The sequence below is a fragment of the Streptomyces sp. NPDC097619 genome (assembly GCF_040302735.1).
In the GTDB taxonomy this organism is placed as follows: Bacteria; Actinomycetota; Actinomycetes; order Streptomycetales; family Streptomycetaceae; genus Streptomyces.
This window is the reverse complement of record NZ_JBEOSD010000027.1, coordinates 36550-57458: the sequence shown is the minus strand read 5'-3', so window position 1 is coordinate 57458 and position 20909 is coordinate 36550. Positions and strand designations below refer to the sequence as shown.

General features: G+C 74.9%; 13 protein-coding genes and 1 pseudogene. 6 read left to right on the top strand and 8 right to left on the bottom strand.

Features of this window, described 5'->3' with window-relative positions; all coding sequences use genetic code 11:
* Positions 1 to 54: 54 nt before the first annotated feature.
* Both ABTZ17_RS10690 and ABTZ17_RS10685 read right to left on the bottom strand, forming a co-directional pair.
* Positions 55 to 1707: a mucoidy inhibitor MuiA family protein gene (locus ABTZ17_RS10690; protein WP_352195195.1), complete on the bottom strand. Its 1653-nt coding sequence runs from the start codon at positions 1705 to 1707 to the stop codon at positions 55 to 57.
* A gap of 7 nt (positions 1708 to 1714) precedes the next feature.
* Positions 1715 to 4057 carry a DUF4139 domain-containing protein gene (locus ABTZ17_RS10685; RefSeq protein ID WP_352195194.1) on the bottom strand — a complete coding sequence of 781 codons (2343 nt, stop codon included), beginning with the start codon at positions 4055 to 4057 and terminating at the stop codon, positions 1715 to 1717.
* A gap of 286 nt (positions 4058 to 4343) precedes the next feature.
* On the opposite strand from ABTZ17_RS10685, the gene ABTZ17_RS10680 reads away from it, so the two are divergent.
* The 3 genes and pseudogenes from ABTZ17_RS10680 to ABTZ17_RS10670 form a co-directional block, all read left to right on the top strand.
* The gene (locus ABTZ17_RS10680) at positions 4344 to 5159 is read left to right on the top strand and encodes a phosphotransferase family protein (protein ID WP_352195193.1); all 816 of its coding nucleotides are present in this window, start codon (positions 4344 to 4346) and stop codon (positions 5157 to 5159) included.
* A 232-nt stretch (positions 5160 to 5391) separates the two neighbouring features.
* Positions 5392 to 5805, top strand: a complete 414-nt coding sequence (locus ABTZ17_RS10675; RefSeq protein WP_352195192.1) for a hypothetical protein — start codon at positions 5392 to 5394, stop codon at positions 5803 to 5805.
* 91 nt (positions 5806 to 5896) lie between these two features.
* A pseudogene (locus tag ABTZ17_RS10670) lies at positions 5897 to 6400 on the top strand (TSUP family transporter); the annotation flags it as partial.
* Positions 6401 to 6507: 107 nt separating this feature from the next.
* Here the strand turns inward: ABTZ17_RS10670 and ABTZ17_RS10665 are convergent.
* From ABTZ17_RS10665 to ABTZ17_RS10650, 4 genes are all read right to left on the bottom strand, one after another.
* Complete coding sequence (locus ABTZ17_RS10665; protein ID WP_352195191.1) at positions 6508 to 6966, bottom strand: hypothetical protein; 459 nt, start codon at positions 6964 to 6966, stop codon at positions 6508 to 6510.
* 39 nt (positions 6967 to 7005) lie between these two features.
* On the bottom strand, positions 7006 to 10443 hold the full coding sequence (locus tag ABTZ17_RS10660) for a tetratricopeptide repeat protein (protein WP_352195190.1): 3438 nt from the start codon (positions 10441 to 10443) through the stop codon (positions 7006 to 7008).
* Between the two features lie 144 nt (positions 10444 to 10587).
* Entirely contained in the window at positions 10588 to 10917 is a 330-nt protein-coding gene (locus ABTZ17_RS10655; protein ID WP_352195189.1) for a trypco2 family protein, read from the bottom strand.
* A gap of 77 nt (positions 10918 to 10994) precedes the next feature.
* Positions 10995 to 12293 carry an MFS transporter gene (locus tag ABTZ17_RS10650; protein ID WP_352195188.1) on the bottom strand — a complete coding sequence of 433 codons (1299 nt, stop codon included), beginning with the start codon at positions 12291 to 12293 and terminating at the stop codon, positions 10995 to 10997.
* Positions 12294 to 12349: 56 nt separating this feature from the next.
* On the opposite strand from ABTZ17_RS10650, the gene ABTZ17_RS10645 reads away from it, so the two are divergent.
* Positions 12350 to 12940: a CGNR zinc finger domain-containing protein gene (locus tag ABTZ17_RS10645; RefSeq protein ID WP_352195187.1), complete on the top strand. Its 591-nt coding sequence runs from the start codon at positions 12350 to 12352 to the stop codon at positions 12938 to 12940.
* A gap of 66 nt (positions 12941 to 13006) precedes the next feature.
* Here ABTZ17_RS10645 and ligA read toward each other — a convergent pair whose 3' ends face one another.
* Entirely contained in the window at positions 13007 to 15085 is a 2079-nt protein-coding gene (gene ligA / locus ABTZ17_RS10640; protein WP_352195208.1) for an NAD-dependent DNA ligase LigA, read from the bottom strand.
* A gap of 187 nt (positions 15086 to 15272) precedes the next feature.
* Between ligA and ABTZ17_RS10635 the strand changes: the two genes are divergently transcribed.
* Both ABTZ17_RS10635 and ABTZ17_RS10630 read left to right on the top strand, forming a co-directional pair.
* On the top strand, positions 15273 to 16187 hold the full coding sequence (locus ABTZ17_RS10635) for a TIGR04222 domain-containing membrane protein (protein ID WP_352195186.1): 915 nt from the start codon (positions 15273 to 15275) through the stop codon (positions 16185 to 16187).
* A gap of 113 nt (positions 16188 to 16300) precedes the next feature.
* Positions 16301 to 17320 carry a hypothetical protein gene (locus ABTZ17_RS10630; RefSeq protein ID WP_352195185.1) on the top strand — a complete coding sequence of 340 codons (1020 nt, stop codon included), beginning with the start codon at positions 16301 to 16303 and terminating at the stop codon, positions 17318 to 17320.
* Between the two features lie 105 nt (positions 17321 to 17425).
* Here the strand turns inward: ABTZ17_RS10630 and ABTZ17_RS10625 are convergent, their stop codons facing one another.
* The gene (locus ABTZ17_RS10625) at positions 17426 to 20803 is read right to left on the bottom strand and encodes a CARDB domain-containing protein (protein WP_352195184.1); all 3378 of its coding nucleotides are present in this window, start codon (positions 20801 to 20803) and stop codon (positions 17426 to 17428) included.
* Positions 20804 to 20909 lie beyond the last annotated feature (106 nt).

Sequence of the window (20909 nt, the reverse complement as noted above, 5' to 3'; positions counted from 1 at the left end):
CCGGAATCGCTGATTCCCCTCTCGGGCTCCGGACCCCGCCCGAGCCCGGAACGGTCAGAGGCCGGCGACCTTCGCCTTCGCGGAGAGCTCGTAGACGAGGGTGACCGTGCGGCGGCCACCGGGCGGGACGGAGAGGTCCCATCGGACGATGCCGTCGGCGTCCACCGCGTCGGGGGCCGGTGAGCAGGAGCCGGTGAGCAGGCGCACGTCGACGGCGGCGACCTCCGCCACCGGGATGCGCTCGCGCAGGACGACGTCCGGCGGTGCGGTGGTCCGCCCGGCAGCCTGCCCGTGCCCCTGCCCGCCGTTCCATCCGGCACCCTGCCCGCCCTGCTCCGCGGGGGCGGAGAAGCGGGAGACGTGCAGCCGCACGGTTCGCGTGATCACGGTCCGTTGGGTGAGGCCGGTGGTGTCGCGGGACTCCTCCGTGCGGCGGGTGACCCGCCAGTCGTCGCTGCTGCCGAAGGCGAGCTCCGTCGGTGCGCCGGGCGCGGTGAAGTCGAGCGTGCCGCGGCCGCTGAACCCGCTGCCCCGGACCAGGTCCACCGGCCCGGCGAGCAGGGCGTGGCCCGCGTGGTTGTCGAACCGGACCACCTGGGTGACCAGGGGGGACAGCTCGGGGGCGCAGGCGTGTTCGGCCTCCGCGGAGGTGGTGAAGGCGGAGACGGGCACGCGGTGGGCGCGGCCGTCTCCGGGCACATGGACGGGTGCGGGCGCGGTCAGCTCGCGGGCCTCGCCGCCGTCGTCGAGGCCGGGGAGCCCCACGACGGGCTTCGGGCCGAGGTCGGTGGTCTCCTCCTCGCGCAGCTCGACGTCGAGGGTGCGGCGTTCCGCGGCGGTGCGGTCCGTGAGGGTCAGCCGGTCCTCCGTGAGCCGCGGGGGCTCGGCGGCCCGTGCGGACCGGGCCGTCGAGAGGGTGAGGCGGACGTCCGACCAGTCCTCGCCGGTGCGCTGCCAGACCATGGCGTCGGTCTCCAGCGTCAGGGAGTTTCCGTCGAGTACGGCCCGGTAGGCCGGGCGCCACAGCGCGCAGGGGGTCATGTGGCGCAGTCGCAGCTCGGCGGGTCCGGCCGCCGTGGCGTCGACCGTCAGCTCGATGTGGCCGACGAGTTCGGCGGGTTGTTCGTGGGTGGCGTCCAGTGCCCTTTGGAGGGCGGCGAGTTCGGCGTCGAGGTCGGTCAGTCGGGTGTCGGTGGTGTGCAGTCGTTCGGCGTGGGCGTCGCGTTCGCCGTCCACCCGGTCCAGTTCGGCGGCCCAGCGGTCCGTTCCGGTCTCGCCGTGGCCGGCGCCTTCGGCGATCTCGCGCAGCAGGTCGGCGGCGAGACGGTCGAGGAGGTCGAGGCGGGTGGTGAGGCGGTCCCGCCGTCGTCCGAGGTCGAGGCGTTCCTCCTGGAGGGTGTGGGCGCGCTGCCGCAGGACGGGGTCGTCCTCGGAGGGGACGGGGCCGCGTGGCGTCCAGGTGCGGACGATGCGCAGGTCGAGGACGGTGGCGGGGTGGGTGCCGGTGAGTTCGGCGTGCAGGGTGCGGTCGACGGCGAGGGCGCTGACGGGGCCCAGCCGGAGCCGTTGGACTCCGGGCACGAGGTCGAGGACGGTGGAGCGCTCGATCCGGGCGCGGTCCTCCAGGCAGGTGACGGCGGTGACGGGGAGCGCGATCGGGGTCTGGGCGATCGGGTTCGGGGTGATCGGGTTCGGGGTGGAGGACATGGTGCGGTCAGCTCCTGCGGTTGCCGCCGACCAGGGCCTTGCCGGTCGGGATGCGGATCTCGTAGCCGCCGTCGAGGGCGGTGGTTCCTCCGGCGGGCAGTTCCACCCGCCAGAGGCGGGTGCCCTCGGCGTGCTCTTCCGGTCCGCCGTCCTCCTCGGGGGTGGTCCAGTCGGAGCGCTCGTCGATGCGGACGTCGGGTTCGGTGGTGACGGGCACCCGCTCGCGGACCTCGACGGTGACGGGGAGGGGGAGGTGGTTGGCCAGCTCGACGTGGACGGTGTGGGCGAGCACGGTGGTGTTGTTGCGCAGCCCGGCGGTCGATTCCTGGAGGTGTGTGCGGCGGGTGACGCGGATGCCCTCGTCCGGCCCGAGCCCGATGCGGCGGACGCCGCCGGGGGCGAGCGTGGGCAGTGCGGCGGTCAGGAGGTACGCGTCGTCGACGGTGACCTCCACGGGGCCCGCCAGCAGGGGCCGGTCGGTGGCGTTGGTGAGGACCAGGGTCGCGTAGACCGTCTGTTCCACGGAGGGTACGCAGAGGTGTTCGGCGTGCAGGCCGAGGGGGATCTCGGAGACGGTGACGGTGTGCCAGGTCCCGTCGGACGGGACGTCCGCGCGGGCCGGGGCGTCGAAGCGGTGGTCGAAGGAGCCGGCCGATTCGCGGGGCCGCACGGCGTGTCCGGGGAGGGGCAGGGAGGCCACGGCCCGGGCCAGGCGACGGTGCTCGGCCGCCACGGGGTCGGGGGCCGCGCCGGGGAACAACCGGCCCCTGTGGGCGCCCTGTTCGGCGGGTCCGGACAGGACGAGGGAGGCGTAGTCGAGCTCGGCGCCGCTGGGCTGGGGCGGGCCCGGGAGCGGTGCGGGCGGAGGCGGGGCAGCGGCGGAGGCGGCGGGGGCGGACGGGAGGGCTCCGGCCCGGGCGCCGGCGGAGCGGGAGCGTCGGAAGGCTTCGCCGCCCGGTCGTGCGGCGAAGCCGTCGGGCGAGCCCGGGGCGGCGCCGGCCGGCGCGGGCCGCGAGGGGCCGCCGGGCGCCGCGAGGGGCTGCGGGGCGGCGCCGTACGCCTGGGGCATCGGGGCCGCGGGCGGCAACGGGACGGGAGCGGAGGCCGGGACGGGCCCAGGGGCGGGAGCGGATACGGCTGCCGGGGCGGGAGGCGGCGGAGGGGCCACGGCCGATCCGGTCGTGGTGGTGTGGTCGGACGGGCGCGAGCGCCGGGGCCTGGGCCGCCCGGCCGTCGGAGCGGCGGGGGCCGGACCGGCCGCGTCGTAGCCGGCGAACAGGTCGCCGAGCCCGGCCGGCGGCTCGCGCCAGCCCGACGGGGCGGGAGCGGGCTGCCGACGGCCGATGCGGAGGGAGCGGAGCCGCGGCAGGTCCGTCCGGCGCCGCAGATCGGCGGTCGCCAGGGCGATGCGCACGCCCGTCCAGTCCTCGCCGGTGCGTTGGGCGATCGCGGCGCGCAGGGTGAGCCGGCCCTGGGCTTCGCCCCGCCGGTGGGAGAGCCGGTACGTCGGCACCCACACCGCGCCGGGCACGCAGTACTCCAGCTCCACCCGCACCTCGACCCCAGGGGCACCGTCCGTACCGTCGCCCGTGGCGTGGTGCGCGCCGCGTGCGCCGTCGTGCGCGTCCTCGTCCCCGGTGCGGACGTCCACCGGCTCGCGGACGTCCACCGGTTCCGGAACCCCGTCGAAGGCGAGGAGCACGGAGACCGTGGTGTCCACGTGAGCCGTGGGCGCGTCGGTGGAGGCGCGGGCCAGTCGGTCCGAGGCGACGGCGAGTTCGTGCGCGGCGCTCCGCAGTTCCTCGTCCAGTGCGACGAGGCGGGCGTGCAGGCCGGCGAGCCGGTCGTCGACGAACTCGGCCAGCTCCAGCCACGCGTCGACGGGCGTACGGCGGTGCGGATCCTCCGGGTTGCGCTCCGGGGGCACCGGGCGCAGGCCGGCGATCTCCTCGATCAGGCCGCGCTGCCGGTCCCGGCGTCGCTGCGCGGCCGCGTGCGCGTGGCGCAGCCGCTCCACCTCGCGCCGGAGGGACTCGGGACCCATGGGAGCGGAGCCGCCGACATCCGGGTCGTCGGACGCGGACGCGGGCTCGGAGACGGGCTCGGAGGCAAGCTCGGCGGCGGGCTCGGACACGGTCTCGACGCGGGCCTCGGTGACGCGGATCGCCGGTGCGCCGAGGACCCTGGCCCGCACGGACTCGGGGTCGACGGAGCGCGGCAGCCCCGTCACCCTGACCCGGCCGTCCGGTGGCACGGTGCCCGTGGCCAGTCGACGGCACAGCGCCCCTTCGGCGTACACCACGACCCCGTCGAGGGTCGACCCCCACCGCACTTCCCGCTCCGTCGCCATGTGCTCCCGCCCCCGCGCTCGTACTGAAGGCGAAGCGTAGCCCCCGGGGCCGACAGGCACCCCGCCGGCGCGGGAACCGGGATCGGGGACGTGGACAGCCGGCGAGCCCGCGCGGATTCCTCGTTCCCGGTCCCGTGGCGCGACCGCGCCGGTACGGTACCGGGACATGGCCACCGAAGTACGCAAACCCCCGCCCCGGCCGGAGACCACGACGCCGGCGCCCCGGCCGAACCCGAAGCCGCCGCCGCTGCCGCCGCGGCCACCGAAGCGGTGACGTGGTGACCACGTGGTGAACCCGAACCGGATCCCGTACGCGGAGTTGCCCACCGCGGTGCGCGCGGCGGTCGACGAACGGGTGGGGGGACCCGCCATCGGTGAGGACACCGAGCTGGGCGACAGTTCGGCCGTCGCCGCCCTGCTCACGGGCGGCGACGGCGAGCGCGTGTTCCTCAAGGGCCTGCCCGACGGCCATGAGCGGATGTTCCAGCTCGACACCGAGACGCTGATCGCCCCGCACCTGCCGGGCTTCGCCCCGCCGCTGTTGTGGAGGACCTCGGTGGGCGGCTGGACCCTGTTGGCCTTCGAGGGCCTCTACGCCACCCCCTGGGCGCACTTCCTCTCCGACAGCCCGCACCTGGAGCCGTGCGCGGCCGTGGTGCGGGAGCTGAGCGAGGTGTCGGTTCCGGACGGCGTGGGGTTGCCGACGGTGTGGGAGCGGTGGGCGGAGTACTGCGAACCCGCCGACGAGGCGCTGCTGACGGGCCGGCACCTGGTCCACGGCGATCCCGCGTACGCGAACTTCCTCATCGACGCCGAGGACCGCGCGCACCTGGTCGACTGGGCGTGGGCGGCCCGGGGTCCGGCGTGGGTGACGGCCGCGCTGTGGGGGCTGAGGTTGGTCCTCGACGGTGGGCATACGCCCGCGCAGGCCGCCGCGTGGGCGGCGACGGTCCCCGCCTTCGCGAGGGCACCACGTGAGGCGATCGCCGTCCTGACCCGCGCGGAGGCCCGTTCGTTCGAGGACTGGCAGGAGTACGGCGGCTCCCTGGCGGACCAGGTCGCGGGGTCCCGGGCCTGGGCCGCGCACTGGAGCGGGCCGTAGGAACGGCCCGCGCGTACGGGCCGCGGGTCGACGGCCGCGTGTGGCCGGGAACGGGTGCGGTGGTGGTGGGCTGTTCGAGTACCCGGCAGAAGTGACCGAGCGCATTTCTGCCGGTCGAACTTCCTGGGCCGTGTTCCGTTCGCCGTGGTCGACTTCGGGTGCCGCAGGGGCGCCGCCCCGTCCCCGGCACCACGCCGCCGTCCGAGCGGACGGGGCACACGAAGGAGAAGTCATGCTGGTCGGAAAGTTCAAGGCGGCCGTGGTCGCGGCCGCCGCGCTCGCGAGCGTCGCGGTGGTGGCCACCCCCGCACAGGCGAGCTACTGCTCGCACGGGGGCGGGGTCTACATCTGTGAGTACGGGGTGACCACCTACCCGCTCCCCAACGGCACGAAGCAGGAGTTCGTCGTGGGCAGCGACCGCGCGGTGTGGACCCGTTGGTCCGACTCCGACGGCGTCTGGTCGCGCTGGATCTCCATGGGCGGCAAGACCCCCGGCAAGATCTACGTCAAGGACTACGAGACCAGCGACCCCTGGACCTTCCGGGTGTACTACTTCGACGAGAAGGCCGAGTACTGGGCCCGCAACCGCGACCACGACGGCAATTGGTCGGCCTGGCGGCGCTACGACCTCCCCCTCAACGGCTGATCCACGGGACCGCCCGCGGACCCCACGCCCCGACCGGGACCGCCGCTTCGTGAACGGCGTGTTGCCGACGGCCGCGCGCCGGCACGCAGCGGTGATACTGGTGCCCGGGCCGGGGGTGTTCCGTCTCCTGATCGCGGGATTGCTGCTGCCCTTGGGCCTCTGGCTGTGCGCGGGGAGTCTGCGCGCGGCGGCCCGCGAGAAGCCCGTGCGGGAGCCGTCCGCGCGGACGGTGACTGCTCTGGCCGTCGTCGTGGGGGCGGTCGGAGGGATCTACGGAATCGGTGGTGGGTCCCTCCTCGGTCCGCTCCTCGTCGGCCGCGGCATGCCCCTCGCCCTCGTCGCACCCGCCGCTCTCGCCTCCACGTTCGCCGCGTCCGTCGTCGGCGCGGGGACCTTCGCCGCGCTGTCCCTGGCCCGGGAGGGCAGCATCGCCCCGGACTGGTGGCTCGGCCTGGCCTGCGGAGCCGGTGGCCTCATCGGCGGCTACCTCGGCGCCCGGCTCCAGGCCCGCGTTCCCGAGACGGCCTTGCGCCTCCTCCTCGGCGTCCTCGCCTCCGCCCTGGGTGTCCTCTACGCCGCGCAGGCCCTGACGTGATTCCGAGCGGCCGTGCTCCCCCGGCTCCCCCGCCTCCCCGAGCCGTCCGACGCGGCCGCGCCGGACCGTTCACCCCACGGGCCCGTGTGCCCTGGGACCGTCCGACGTCAGAGGCCCAGGGTCGCGGCGAACGCGGTGAAGGTGGGTGCGACGATCCGCCGGCGGCACGTGTTCGGGTCCGACCAGTGGTCGCTGCCGACGACGCGGGGGTCGGACGGGTCGGACCGGTAGTCGAGCGCGAGGGCTCCGTCGTCACCGGGGTTCCGCGTGACGGCGATCAGTACCGCCAGATCGGCGTCGAGCCAGGGAAGTTCGAGCGGGTCCGCCGCGGCCCGGCTTCCGCGCGCGACGGCGAAGCAGGTGGAGTGCGGGTCGTCGGCGTACAGGTCGAGCGAACGGGAGGCGAAGGCCATCTGTTCCGGGTCCCGCACGAACGCGAGCGGGTCCTCGAACCACGGGACGCACTCCGACAGGGCGGGATCGCCCGGGTGGCGCCAACGGCCGCCTTCGATGAGGGAGGTCAACCGTACGGGCAGTGTGAGTCCGCGGACTGTCGAGGGCACCATGACACCCGGCCTCGCACGACGGGGTCGGGCCCCGCGGGGTCAGCGGCGCTCGTACAGGGCGAGCTCGGGGAGGAGTCGGAACGCCTCGGTGACCGCGGCCAGGGCCTCGTCCCAGCGGGCCTGTGTCTCCAGCTTGCGGGAGAGCGCGTACAGGGCCCGGGCGAGGTCGGGGACGTGGGCGGGGCGGGTGGCGGCCAGGGTGCGGTACAGGGCGACGGCCTCCTCGATGGCGGCCAGGGCCTCGGCGGGTCGGCCCGCCTGTTCGCGGCGCACCGTGACGGCGATGAGGCCGCTCGCGAGGCCGGGGAGGTGGGTGTCCGGGTCGCGGGCGGCGAGGGTGCGGCCGATGTCGAGGGCTTCCTCGGCGGTGGTCCGTGCCTCCTCCGTACGGCCCGCGTCGGCCAGCCGGCCGGCCAGGGTGCGCAGGTGGATCGCGAGGTGGTGCAGGTGGGCCTCGGGGTAGGCGCGGGTCAGTTCGCGGAGGATGGCCACGGCCTCCTCGGTGGTGGCGAGGGCCTGTTCGGGTCGTCCCAGGGCGGTGTGGAGGGCCGCGACCGTGCTCAGGCTCGCGTTGAGTGCCATCAGGTGGGCCTCGGGGTGGAGGGCGGCCAGCTCACGGTGGAGGACGAGGGCCTCCTCGGCGGCGGCCAGGGCTTCTTCCTTCCGCCCCGAGTCCTCCAGGACCCAGGCCAATCTACCGAGATTCAGGGCCAGTTGGGGAAGGTGGGCGTCGGGGCGGGTGCGGGCCATCGCGCGGCTGAGGCGCACGGCGCGTTCGGCCACCGGCAGGGATCCCGCGAGCCATCCCATTTCGGCACCCTTGACCGCCATCTCGCCCAGCAGCGTGACGTGGGCGACGGACGGGGCGGAGGGGGTGGCCGGGGCGGAGGGCCCGGAGCGGGAGGATCCCTCGCCGGGCAGGCCCTCGTGCAGCCGGGCGGCCTCGATGAGCGCTTCCATGGCCTCCTCCTTCCGGCCCAGGTCCCACAGGCGTTCGGCGTGGACCTGGAGGCTCCGCGTGAGCCCGTCGATCTCGGGGGGTGACCCCGTCACGGCCCCGCGGCGCAGGCTCAGCGCCTCCTCGGAGGCGGCCAGGGCCGGTTCCGGCCGACCGAGGTCGCCGAGCAGGGCGGCGAGGTTGTTCAGGCTCTCCACGAGGTCCGGGGTGCGGGCCTCCCCCGCGCCCCGGGCGAGGGCCACGGCCTCCGTGATCACGGGGAGGGCCTCGGCGCGGCGGCCGAGGTCCCGCAGCCGGTCCGCGTGGGCGTTCAGACTCGCGATGAGGGGGACGGGGTCGGCCGAGGGAACGCGGTCGGCCGAGGGATCGGGGCCGTCCAGGACGCGCGCGACCGCGACGGCCTCCGCGGCGGCGGCCAGGGCCTCCTGCCGCCGGTCCAGGGCCGCCAGGCGCCCGGACAGGGACCACAGGCTCCACACCAGCTCGGGCGTGGGCGGGAGGGCCCGGTGGCGGGTGACGAGGTGTCGGGCGAGCTCGCAGGCCCACGCGGCCAACCGCTGACTGCGCGGGAGCCGTTCGTCGAGCCGTTCGAGGACCGCTTGTGGGGTGCGGGGGTCGGCGACGATCCGCTCCAGTGCGGCCACGAGCGGTCCGGGGCGTTCCACTCGGGTGGCCGCGGCCATCGCCGTGGTGGCCAGGGCGGTGCGGTGCCGGACGCAGAGCCGGGTCAACGGCCCGTCGAGCCGTCCCGCGAAGACGGTGTGCCCGGCCGCCCGGCTGTAGAGGTCCAGCAGTCGGGCCGTCTGCCGCTCGGTGAGGCCGGGGACGAGGTCGTGGGCGAGGTCGGGGTCGGATTCGAGGCGGCGGCCGAGGAGGCGCTCCGTCAGCCGGTCGGGGCGCAGGCCGCCCCAGGGGCCGGCGTCGACGGCCGGATAGAGGGCGGCGATCCAGGCCAGGACGGCGTCACGGCGGTCGCGCGGCTGGTCGGCGAGCCCGCGGACCTTGAGCAGGACCCCGGCGGCCTCGTCGGGACCGGCGGCTCCCACCAGCAGGGCCGCGGCGAGCGCCGTGTCCAGGGTGGCGGTGCTCAGGCCCGGGCGCAGGCCGCGGGCGGTGGCGCTCCGCTCCCAGTAGCGGCGCTCGTGGAGGAGGAGCCGGTCCTCGACCGCGCTCGCGGCTCCCGGCCCGTCCGTGGCCGGACCGGGTGGGGCGGTCGGGTCGGGCCGGCCCGTCGGGCCGGGTTCGGCGGCGTCCAACAGGTCGGCCAGGGCCGTCATGTGGAGGGTGAGCGCGTTGTCCATGCCTGCCCGGTCCACCGCGGGCGCGGGGAGGGACGCGGCCAGCGCCGCCCAGTCGGGGCCCTGCCGGTCGCGTACCTCGGGCAGCGTGGCCGCGAAGGACTCCGCCGCCCGCCGGTACGCCTCGGGGCGCGCGGCCGGGTCCGCCTCCAGGGCGGGCAGGGCGACCAGCGGTGTGCCGTCGAGCAGTTCCTCGGCGGTGCCGCTCGCGGCCTGGGCGCTGGTCCACCAGTCCCCCGCCGCCCGGGCCAGCAGCAGGATCTTGAACGGGGTGGCGCCGCCGTGTTCCGCGGCGGCCTCCAGGAGGGCGGTGAGCTGCTCCGTGCGGGTCTCTGCGTAGTCCAGGACCACCAACAGGGGTTTGGCGGCGCGGCCCACGGCGCGCAGTTCCGCCGGGCCGGCACCGGTGCGGGGCCACAGGACCGCCCAGCCGTCCGGGGCCAGGGTGGCGGCGAGCTGGTGGGCCAGGCGGGTCTTGCCCTGGCCGGCGGGGCCGTGGAGCAGCCAACTGCCGAAGCCGTCCCGCCGGCACCAGCGGGTCAGCCGTTCCAGCAGGTCCTCGCGGCCCCGGAAGGGGACGACCTGGCGGCCCGCCCGGAGCAGCGCCGCCGCCGAGCCCGGGCCGGCGGGCGGCGCGGCCGGTTCGGATGCGGCGAGGTCCTGGAACTCCACGGCTTCGAGCACCATGGCGCCGGCACGGTGTTCGGCCAGGACGGCCCGGAAGGCCGGGTCGTGGTGCAGCACGTACGCCGGTACCACCGAGAGCGCGGCGTGCCCGGAGCGGCCCGCGTCGGCCGCGACGACTCCGGTCAGCAGGCGGCCGCAGAACATGGCGGCCCCCGACAGCCCGCCCCACGGCGAGGACCCGTCGGCGGGCCGGACCGGTGGGTGCGGGTCGAGGTCCATCACGTGCCGGTTGGCCACGAACCCGCTGCCCGGGTTCACCCTCCCGGCCAGTTGAGCGGCCTCCACCGCCGCGCCCGGCCGTTGCACCACGTCCGGTACGCCCCAGGTGGCGCAGGGCTGTCCGGGCTGCTCGGTGACGAGCCGGCCCCAGTGCGCGTCCGCGCCGGCCGGTGGCCGCCAGTCGGTGTCCACCACCTCGACCAGGGCCGCGTCGTCGCGGCCGCCGGGTGTGCCGCGCCACACGACCGTACCGCCGGACAGCGCGTGTTCGCCGGGCCGGAAGACCTGCACGGTCGTGCCCCGTGGACCGGCCACGTGGGCCGAGGTCAGCACCAGCCGCGGGCCGATCGCGTATCCCGATCCCGGCCCACCCGGTCCCCCGACCGCGACCAGACGATCCCGCCTCACCGCGTCCCCCGTCCACGACGCCCGCTCGGGTTCGTGCTCCCGCTCACCGCGTCACTCCCGGATCCGGCCGGTCACGTCCCCGGGTCCGGCGGGGCGGTCCGTTCGCCCGCCGACCAGCAGGTCGCCGCCGGTGGGGGTTCGGGGGGTGAGGGTGAAGGACACCCGGTGGGTCCGGCCTCGGGTCGCCCCGGCCTCCGTGTCGGCGGTCACCGCCCATACCCGGAATCCTGCCTTCGCCCGCGCGTCGGCGCGCAGTTCGACCTCGAACTCCATCTCGACCGGTCCGACCACGAAGGAGATCTCCTGTCCCGCGGCGCGGGCCGTGGCCTCCAGGAGCTCGTCCCGGACCGCCGCCACCGCGTCCGCCAATCCGATGTCCACGCGTCCCACCCCGTTCCCGTCGATCTCACGCCCGGCAGGGCCGAGCGTAGGGGCGGGCAACGGCCCGGCGCAGGCGATCACGGACGGCTGTCCGAGTCCGGACGGGTGGCGGCGGGGGTCGAGGTCGGGGTGGGGACCGGCCGCGGCGGCGCGGTGCCGTGCGCGGGGGGCGGTACGGCCGCGGCGGGGGCGTCGGTGGGCGGCGGCGCGGTGCGGGTCGGGATCGCGAGGGCGACGGGCGCCGCCAGGGCCTCCGTACCCGCCGCGAGGGCCAGGGTGCCCGGCAGGGACCAGCCGAGGAGGGGACCGGCGGCGGCCGAACCCAGGGCGAATCCGGTGATCTTGAGGCTGGCTCCGGTGGTGAAGATCCGGCCACGCAGGTGGTCGGGTGCCTCCCGGTGCCGGACGGCGAACAGGGCCGCCAGTTGGGGGCCTTCGCCGATCCCGACCACGAGGGCCGCGAGGACGAGGAGCGCGGGGGATCCCGTGGCGGCCAGGGCGAATCCGCCCGCCTGGACCAGCCCGCCGACCCGGACGAGCGCGTCGGGTGCCATCGCGAGCGGGAACCGGGCGAGGACGGCGTCGGCCGCCAGGGCGGCGACGGCCGTGCAGGTCAGCAGCAGCGTGCCCCGGCCCGCTCCGCCGAGGGCCCGTTCGCCGAGGAGCGGGAGGCAGGCGGCGAACACGCCCTGGGCGACGCAGGACACGATCGAGGCGAGGGTGGCCCGTGCCAGAAGCGGCCTGCCGACGATCGTCCGCACGCCGGACGCGAGTTGACCGGTCATCGAGCTCCGCCGACGGGGGACGGGCCGGCCGGTGCGGGCGGGGAGCCGCCAGGCGGCGGGCAGGGCCGTGGCGATCAGTACGGCGGAGACCACCACGGCCGACGGTGCTCCCCACGCCTCCGCCACGATGCCGGCGAGCGCGGGTCCGATCAGGCTCGCCACGTTGAAGGTGGTGGCGTCGAGGGCGTTCGCCCGGGGCAGCCGGTCCTCGGGCACCACGCGGGGCAGTTGGGCCGTCCAGCCGCCCGAGAGCGCCGGGCCCGACAGCCCCGTCACCGCCGCGAGGGTCAGGGTGAGGGCGAACGGCAGGCGGTCGAGCGCGAAGAGGACCGTCCCGAGTCCCGTCGCGTACAGGACCAGGGCCCCGGCCAGCAGTCGGCCCGGCCGGACCGCCCGGTCGAGGAGCGCCCCGAGCACCGGGCCGCCCACGGCGGCCGAGACCGTGAGGGCCGCGAGCATAGACGAGGCTTCCGCGGCCGATCCGGCCAGGGCGAACCCGGCGAGCGTCAACGCCGGTCCTGACATCTCGTCACCGGCGCGGGCCGCCACCGCCCCGGCGAGGTACGAACGAAGTGAGTAACGCCTTCTCATCGAAGGGACGTTACGGAGGTAACTCAATCATCGGCAAGATGCGTTACATTCCCCGGATGACCACCGAGCCGACCACCATGACGCCCGCCGACGACCACGCCTGGTCCACGCGGCACTCCGTGCTGACCACGGCCCGCCGGGCCGCCGCCCTGGTGAACGCCCTCACCGAAGAGGAACCCGACCCGGTCGCCGTCGCCGACGTGCTCCGCGCGTACGGGGAGATCGACCCCCTCGACCTGACCGGCGACGAGATCGCCGCGATGCGCGCCGCCGCCGCGCTCCTGCGCCCCGTCTTCGCCGCCGAGCAGGTCGATGACGCCGCGGCCGCCCTCAACCGGCTCCTGCGCGACCACACCGGCCCGCTGCGCCTGACCGCGCACGGCGGCGACAGCCCCTGGCACCCCCATCTCGACGAGGACGACGACGCCCCCTGGGACGCCTGGCTCCTGGCCTCGTCCTGCATGGCCCTGACCGTCCTCCTCTGGGACCGGCAACGACCGCCCGGCAGGACCTGCGCCTCCACCACGTGCCGGAACGTCTTCATCAGCCGGGGCAACGGCCCGGAACGCCGCTACTGCTCCCGCCGCTGCGCCACCCGCGAACGCGTCGCGGCCCACCGCCGCTCCCACCCGCCGGCCCGGGGCTGAGGCCCGGACCCGCGGGGTCGAGGGGCGGCGGGGTGGGAGTACGCACGCCGGGTACGCGGGGAGGGACTACGAGGGGAGGTGGTCGGCGACCAGGGCGGCGAACGCCTCCGGGTCGAGGATGCGGATGCCGAGCTCTTCGGCCTTGGCGCGCTTGGAGCCGGCCTTCTCGCCGGCGACGAGGAGGGTGGTGCGCTTGGACACCGAGGAGGACGCCTTCCCGCCCGCCTTCTCGATGAGCTCGTTCATCTCGTTGCGCGAAAGAGCCGCCAGGGGCCCCGTCATCGAGCCGGTGACCACCACCGCCTCGCCCGCCAGCGGGCCGGCCTCGGCCGCGACCCCGTCGGCTCCCCCCTCCTCTTCGCCGTCACCGCCGACGGGCGCGGCGATCCGGACGGGTTCGGTGACCTGGACCCCCACCCGCTGCGCCGCCAGCTTGTCCAGCAGCGGGGCGAGTTCGACGAGCTCGGCGGCGATGACGCGGGCCTTCTCCGTACCGATGCCGGCCACACCGGCCAGGGTGTCGGCGTCGGCCTCCCGGATCGCGGCCATCGAACCGAAGTGCGCGGCGATGCGGCGGGACATCGTACGGCCGGTGCCCCGGACGCCGAGGGCGCAGAAGACGCGGTTGAGGGCGGCGCCGCGAGCGGTCTCGATGGCGGCCAGGAGGTTCCCGGCGCTGGTCTCGCCCATCCGCTCCAGGGACAGCAACTGCTCGCGGGTGAGGGTGAAGAGGTCGGCGATGTCCGTGACGAGGCCGGTCTCGACGAGCTGCACGGCGCGGGTGCCGCCCAGCCCCTCGATGTCGAGCTGGTCCCGGCCGGCCGCGTAGATGACGGAGGCCACCGCCTGGCAGGAGCGGCCCCGGACGCACCGCCAGCGCTGCTCGGACGTGTCGATGGCGTCCCCGCAGCGGGGGCAGGTCTCGGGGAAGACGATCGGCGTCTCGGTGCCGGTGCGCTGGTCGAGGAGGGGTGCCTCGACCCGGGGGATGACGTCGCCGGCGCGGTAGACGAAGACCTGGTCCCCGATCATGAGGCCGCGGCGGGTGATGTCGGCGGGGTTGTGGAGGGTGGCGTAGGTGACGGTCACGCCGTCGATGACCACGGGTTCCAGGACCGCGCGGGGGGCGATGATGCCGGTGCGACCGACGTTCCACTCCACCGCGAGCAGGCGGGTCACCTTGTGTTCGGCGGCGAGCTTGCGGGCCACGGCCCAGCGCGGGGCGCGGGAGCCGTTGCCGGCCTGCCGCTGGTCGGCCGCGGTGTCGGCCTTGACGACGACGCCGTCGATGCCGAACGGCAGCTCGGCCCGCAGACCCGCGATCGTGTCGACGCGTTCCTGGACCTGCTCCAGGGTCTCGCAGCGGACGGGGGCGGCGGCCGTGGTGGCCGCGGTGTTCGCGCCGAGGACGGCGAGGTGGTCCAGCAGGGCGAGGTGGCCGAGCTCCTCGGTGGCACCGCCGATGGCGGCGTAGGCGAAGAAGGTCAGCTCGATGCGGTAGGGGCGGTCCTTGGCCCGCAGGGTGCCCGCGGCCCCGCTGCGCGGGTGGGCGAAGGCGGTGGCCTCGTGGGCGAGGCGGATCCGGTTGGCCTCCTCGAACTGGGCCGTCGTCAGCAGCACCTCGCCCCGGAGCTCGATGTCGACCGGCGCGGTCAGGACCGGCGGGAGACCCAGGACGGCGTCGGCGGCGTGGCTGATGTCCTCCCCCGCCAGCCCGTCCCCGCGGGTCAGGACCTGCACGAGACGGCCCGCGCGGTAACGGGCGGCCACCGCCAGGCCGTCGAGCTTCGGCTCCACGCACCAGCCCGCGACCGGGCGCCCCAGGCGCCGTTCCAGACCGGCGGCCCACTCCACCAGCTCGGCGGCGTCGAAGACGTTGTCCAGCGACAGCATCGGAACCGAATGCGGGACGTCGCCCTGCACCGCCCCACCGGCCACCTTGCCCGTCGGCGACTCGGCCAGCGCCTCCTCCGGGTGCGCCTCCTCGTACGCGGCGATCGCGCGCAGCAGCGCGTCGTACTCGTCGTCACCCAGCGGGGTGGTCCCCTCGCCGTAGTAGGCGGCGGAGGCCGCCAGTGCCGTCGTCACGGCCTCCGCGTAGGCGGCAGGGGAAAGCAGAGCGCTGTTTTCGGTCATGGGGCTCATCATCCGACCCGCCACTGACAATCACCGCCGGCCGCCCCCGTGTCCGTCGCGTACCACCGCCCGGAGCGGGAATCCGGACCTCGACGGCGCCTCCGTGGCCCCGACTCGCGTCCCGCGCGGCCACGGCCGGTGGACCCGTTTCGGGGTCAGGGGCAGGGGGTATCCAGTGCGCGACCAAGGGGGGGTCATGTGGCAGATCACGTGGGGTTTCCTGTACCTGGTGCTGGGCGTGGTGTCGGTGTGGCTGGTGAGTGCTTATCGGCGGGAGAACCGGGCGGCCATCGCTCCGGTCGTGCGGCAGCCGGCCGAACCCGACCTGTACGTCCTGGCCGCGCTCTCGGGCGGGCCGTCGCGGGTGGTCGAGACGGCGTTGGCGGCGATGTGGGTGGACGGGCGGCTGACGAGCCCCGCCGAGGGCCGGGTCCTGGTGGCCGACGCGCCGGGGCCCGACCCCGTGCAGCAGGCCGTCGTCGAGCGGCGGGCCGAGGACGGTGAGGCACAGGACGGGCCGCAGCTGCGGTCCGCCGTGACCGGGGCCGCGGCGGTGGAGGCCGTCGTGCGGAGGCTGGTGCGGTGCGGGCTCCTGGACGACCCCGAGGCCCTTCGGCGCGCCCGGGCCGCGCGGACCACCGCGCTCCGGATCTGCCTCGTCGCCCTGGCCGCGAACGTCGCGGTGGCCGTGGCCGACGGGCTCCTGCACGACCGGATCCCCTGGGCGTGGACGGCCGTGTACGCCCTGCCCTGGATCCTCGTCCTCGTCGCCGTGCGGCACGAGGAGCGGAAACCGAACCTGCGCCCCGCGGCGGCGCGCGAGCTGTCCGAGCGGCTCGGCAGGCGGGGCCCGTGGACCCGGCTGCCGGGGGGACCGCGTCTGGAACGCAAGCCCGCCCGGACGCTCACCAACGTCGCCCGCCGCGGCCCCGAGGCCCTGACCGGGCTCCGACGCGCGCTCACCCGGCCGTACGTGGCACCGAAGGCCACGCCCCGATCGTCCGCCGCGCCTTCGCACTGGGTGTCCAGCGGCGGTGTGGGCCTGGGCGGGGCCGATGTCGGCGGGGGATGCGGGGGTGGCTGCGGCGGAGGCTGCGGCGGCGGGCTGTGAACGCGGGCGCCGGGCACACGAGCACACGTATGTCCGGACACGCGGGATGATGGCGGGGATCGCGGTGAGGTCCGGCCGGGGGCGAGGCGGAGGCCGTGGACTAGGGTTCCGCCATGACCCGAACCACACCATCGCGCCCCGTCCGCGTCGAGGAACTCTTCCCGAAGTTGGCGGCGTTCCGTGGGGTGACGACGCGCCTGCACCCGCGACCGGGACGGCCGGACGCCTCGGTCAGTTCGATCGGTGGTCCGCTGCTGTGGCCGGGCGACGAGCCCTGGCCGGTCTGCACCGAGCCGCACCGGCGCGGCCGCGGGTACCGCGTCACGGACGTCCGGCGGGCCCGCCGGGTGCTCGCCGAAGCCTGGGCGCGTGACCGGCCCACCGACGAGGAACGGGCCCTGCTCGACGAGCTCGGCCGACGGCACCGGGATCCGGACGTCGGCACGTCCGATCCGATCCCGTTGATCGGTCTGGCCCAGCTGTACCGGCGGGACGTGCCCGGCCTGCCGCCGGGTCCGGACGGCTGCGATCTGCTGCAGGTCCTCTGGTGCCCGTTCGAGGCACACGGTCCGAGCCGCCACGGCCTCGCCCCGCGGGTCCGTTGGCGCCGCTCCGACCGGGTCTCCGCGCCCCTGGCCGCGCCGCCCCTGCCGACCCTCGTCGGCTTCGAGGGGGCGGTGCCCGAGTCGTGCGTGCTGTACCCCGAGCAGGTCGTCACCTACCCGTACGCCGGCTCGCTGCCGGCCCGGCTGTGGCGGAGGGTCGAGACGTGGGAGGAGAAGGCGGAACGCGCGGCGGAGAAGCGCGGGACGGAGGACGAGGTGGTCACCTACCACCACGACCTGTCCCTTCCGCCGGGCTGCCGGGTGGGAGGGTTCCCCTCCTGGCACACCACGGATCCCCACCCGATGGAATGCGCGGACTGCGGCGCCCCCATGGCCCTCCTGCTGACCCTCGGCGGCAGCGAGTGGGACGGGGGCTCCGCGAGCTGGATGCCCGTCGAGGAACGGGCGGTCCCCGAGCACCTCCGCAACGGCCGGCCCACGCACCTGGTGTTCGGCCGGGACGGTCTGCTCAACCTCTTCGCCTGTCCCGCGGACCCGGGGCATCCGCACCGCTGGAGTCTGCAGTAGGAACGGCGGAGGGGCGCCCGACCGTGACGGTGGACGCCCCTCCGGCGACCGGGATCGACCCTGGTGCGGGATCGACCCCGGTGCCGTATCGACCGTGGTGCGGGATCAGCCCTGGTTGAAGACGAACTGGGTGCCGGGCTGGGAGCAGATGTCGCCCTTGGCTGATCCGGTGATGGTGACCCCGGTCAGCGTGGCGCTGCCGCGGGCTCCGCCCATCGCGAGGATGCCGCAGCCGTTGAGGGACTTGTCGATGGTGACGTTCGTGACCTTGACGTTCGGCATGGCGCCGCCGCCGGTCTTGAACTGGATGCCGTCATAGGTGGATTCGTGGATCTCGGTGTCGCGGATGGTGACGCCGGGGATGTCGGGGCCCTGGGCGAAGAGGGTGATGGCCCCGAACTCCTGGTCCTCGTTCCAGAAGGCGCCGCCGGCGCGGTGCAGGGCGTTGTTGGCGATCAGGGTCTGGCCGGTGAAGGGGATCGGGTCGTGGTCGGTGGCCAGCATGATCCCCGGGTAGTTCATGGTGTCGGAGATGACGTTGTTCTCGATGGTGTTGCCGTAGCCGCCGTAGACCGCGATGCCGTTGGCCCGCCAGGGTAGCTGGACGGTGTTGTTGCGGAAGTGGTTGTCGTGGCCGATGTCCACGGAGGTGTCCTTGACGTACTTGCTGGCCCAGACGGCCAGGGCGTCGTCACCGGTGTTGCGGAAGGAGGAGTTGTAGACGGTGGAGTTGCGGGTGCCGTTGGCGAAGTTGATGCCGTCGGCGTAGGTGTTGCGGATGCGCATGCCGGTGAACTCCAGGCCGTCGCCGGGTCCCCAGAGCTCGGGGATGTTGGAGTAGTCACGGCCGGCCCAGACGCCCACGTTGGCGTGTTCGATCCAGACGTTGTTGATCTTCGTGTTCTTGCCGAAGCGGCCGTTGAGGCCGACGCCGCCCTCGGCGTTGCCGTCGCCGCCGCGGATGGTGCCGGAGCCGAAGATGGCGATGTCGGAGATCTGGGTGTTCTCGTCGATGTCGAAGCCGAAGTTGCCCTCGTGGGGGTGGTTGATGCCGTTGGCCAGGTGCGGCGGGGTCAGCGTGTAGAGCTGGGAGTGCCACATGCCCGCGCCGCGGATGGTGACGTCACGGATGCCGACCTGGTTGTGGTTGCCGCGGTTCAGCGGGTCGTCGGTCAGGATCTTCTGCTCCTGGCGCCACTGTCCGGCGGGGATCCACACGCAGGGGATCTCGCCCTTCTGGTCGGCGGTGACGGCGCGCTGGAGGGCGTCGGTGTCGTCGATGCCGTCGTTGGGCACGGCCCCGTACTCGGTGATCGAGACGCACTGGGCGGGCTTGGCGGCGGGCGGGGCGACCTGCTCCAGGTCGACGAGGTCCACGATGTAGTAGGCGGCGGTGTCGCCCGCGTCCCGCTGGAGGCGGAACTTGGTGCCGGCCGGGTAGGACTGGCTGAGCAGGGCGTTCGACTCGTCGAAGAGGCGTCGGGCGTCTCCGCCGGGGGTGTTGGTGAGGCCCTCGGGCTGGTCGGTGTTTCCGTACAGCCAGCTGTGCTTGGAGGAGAGGGTCAGCTTCCTGACGAACTGTCCGTTGGCGTAGAGGCTCAGCGTGGCCTCGCGGCCGCCGCCGCCCGCGGCGTCGGGGATGGAGTTGCGGACGACGATGGAGTTGGCGGCGCCGGTGGAGGTGAACTCCACGTAGTCGCCGGTGGTGTCGAGGCGGACGGATTCGCGGCCGGAGGACTCGGTGGCGAAGTTGGTGTGGCCGAAGGGGCGGGTGGAGTCGGTGTAGAGGAGCGAGCCGCGGTAGGCGGCGTCCTCGGCCTCGTACTCGGTGTACGGGACGGCCGCGCCGCGTCCGACGACCATCGACCGGGTGAAGACGTTGTTGGTCTCGTTGGTCTCGGTGACGGTTCCGGTCGCGTCGGCGGTGGCGGTCAGGGTCACTCCGCCGTTGACGGCCGTCCAGGTGCCGGTGAGGGCGACGTCGGCCGTGGCTCCGGCGGCGATGGCCGGGGTGGTGCCGGAGAGCGTGGTGGAGCCGGCGGTGAGGCGGGTGACGCTGCCGGCCGGTACCGCGGTGGTGCCGCGGTTCTTCACGGCGACGGTGAAGGAGACGGGGGCTCCGACGGCGGGCGCCGACGGGTTGGCGTTGACGGCGGTGACGGTCAGGTCCGGGCCGGGAGCCTGGGAGACGGTCAGCTTGGTCGCGGCGGTCCGGCTGTTGTTGGTGTTGTCGAGCTCGGGCACGGTGTCCGTCGGGTCCACGGCGGCGGAGACGGTGTAGGAGCCCATGGGGCGCTTCCCGAGCGGCACCGAGACGGTGGCCGACTGGCCGACGGCCAGGGCGGGGACCGGCGCGGAGCCCGCCACGGTGCCCTCGACGCTGACGTTGACCGTGGCCGCCGGGGCCGCGGCGGTGCCCGCGTTGCGGACGGTGACCTTGGCCGTGACCTCGTCGGATTCGGAGGGGGTGGCCGGTTCCCAGGTCAGTTCGTTCACCACGAAGTCGGGTGCGGGGGCGGCCCGGCCGAGCACCTGGATCTCGGCGACCTGCGTGCCGCCGGCGCCGGTGTTGGAGAAGCCCGTCAGGCGCACGTCGGAGACGCGGCCGGTCACGGGGATGGTGACGGTGTTCTGGCCCGAGGACGGGCTGAAGGCGTAGGTGGCGCGGGCCTTCAGGGTGCTGAAGGAGCCGGCCGTCGAGGCGCGTCCGAGGACTTCCAGGGACTGGCTGCGCGGGCCCCAGGCGGTGTTCGGGTCGAGTTTGACGACGACGGCCTCGACGTCGGCGTCGGAGCCGAGCTTCACGGTGAGGCCGCCGGGGAAGCCGGCCGACTCCCAGTAGGTCGCCGTGTTGTCGTCGTTGGCGTTGGCGGCCACGTAGTTCTGGGTCGTGGACGTGGCCTCGATCGGCTTGTTCCGCGCCAGGTTGGTTCCCGTGACCGGCGGCTCGCCCGGGTCCTCACCGCCCTCGGTGGTCCCGTACACCTCCAGTTCGGAGAGCTGGGCGGCGTTCCAGCCGGAGTTGGAGGCCACCTGCACCCGGACGTAGCGGGCCTCGGCGTCGGGCAGGGTGATGTTCACCGTGTTGGCCGAGGACGGGTCGAAGGTGCGCGACTGGGCCCCGACGAGCGTGCCGAAGGAGGTGCCGTCGGTGCTGCCGAGGATGCTGAGGGACTGGTTGCGGGTCTCCCAGCCGGTCGGCAGCTTCAGGGACAGCCGGTCCACGTCGGTGCGGGCGCCGAGGTCGACCTGCACCCACTGCGGGAAGGATCCGCTGGGGCCCTCCCAGTAGGACTGCTGGCTCCCGTCGGTGACGTGGGACGCCGGGTAGCCGCCGTGGGCGCCGCCGGCGGTGGCGGCGCGGCCGAGCGCGAGGTTGACGTCCGCCGCGGCCTGGGCGGGGGTGGGGAGCATTCCCACGGAGATCAGGCCCGCTGTCAGCAGACCGGCCCCCCATCGTCTGCTCGGGTGTGTGCCTCTCATGGTGACCTCTCCGCGATGCGGGCAGGGCGGGTGCCCTGTCTGGGTCCGGGAACGGTCCGCGCCGGGGACGCGCGGGAGTGCCCGGATGCCGGGGTGGTTCGACAGG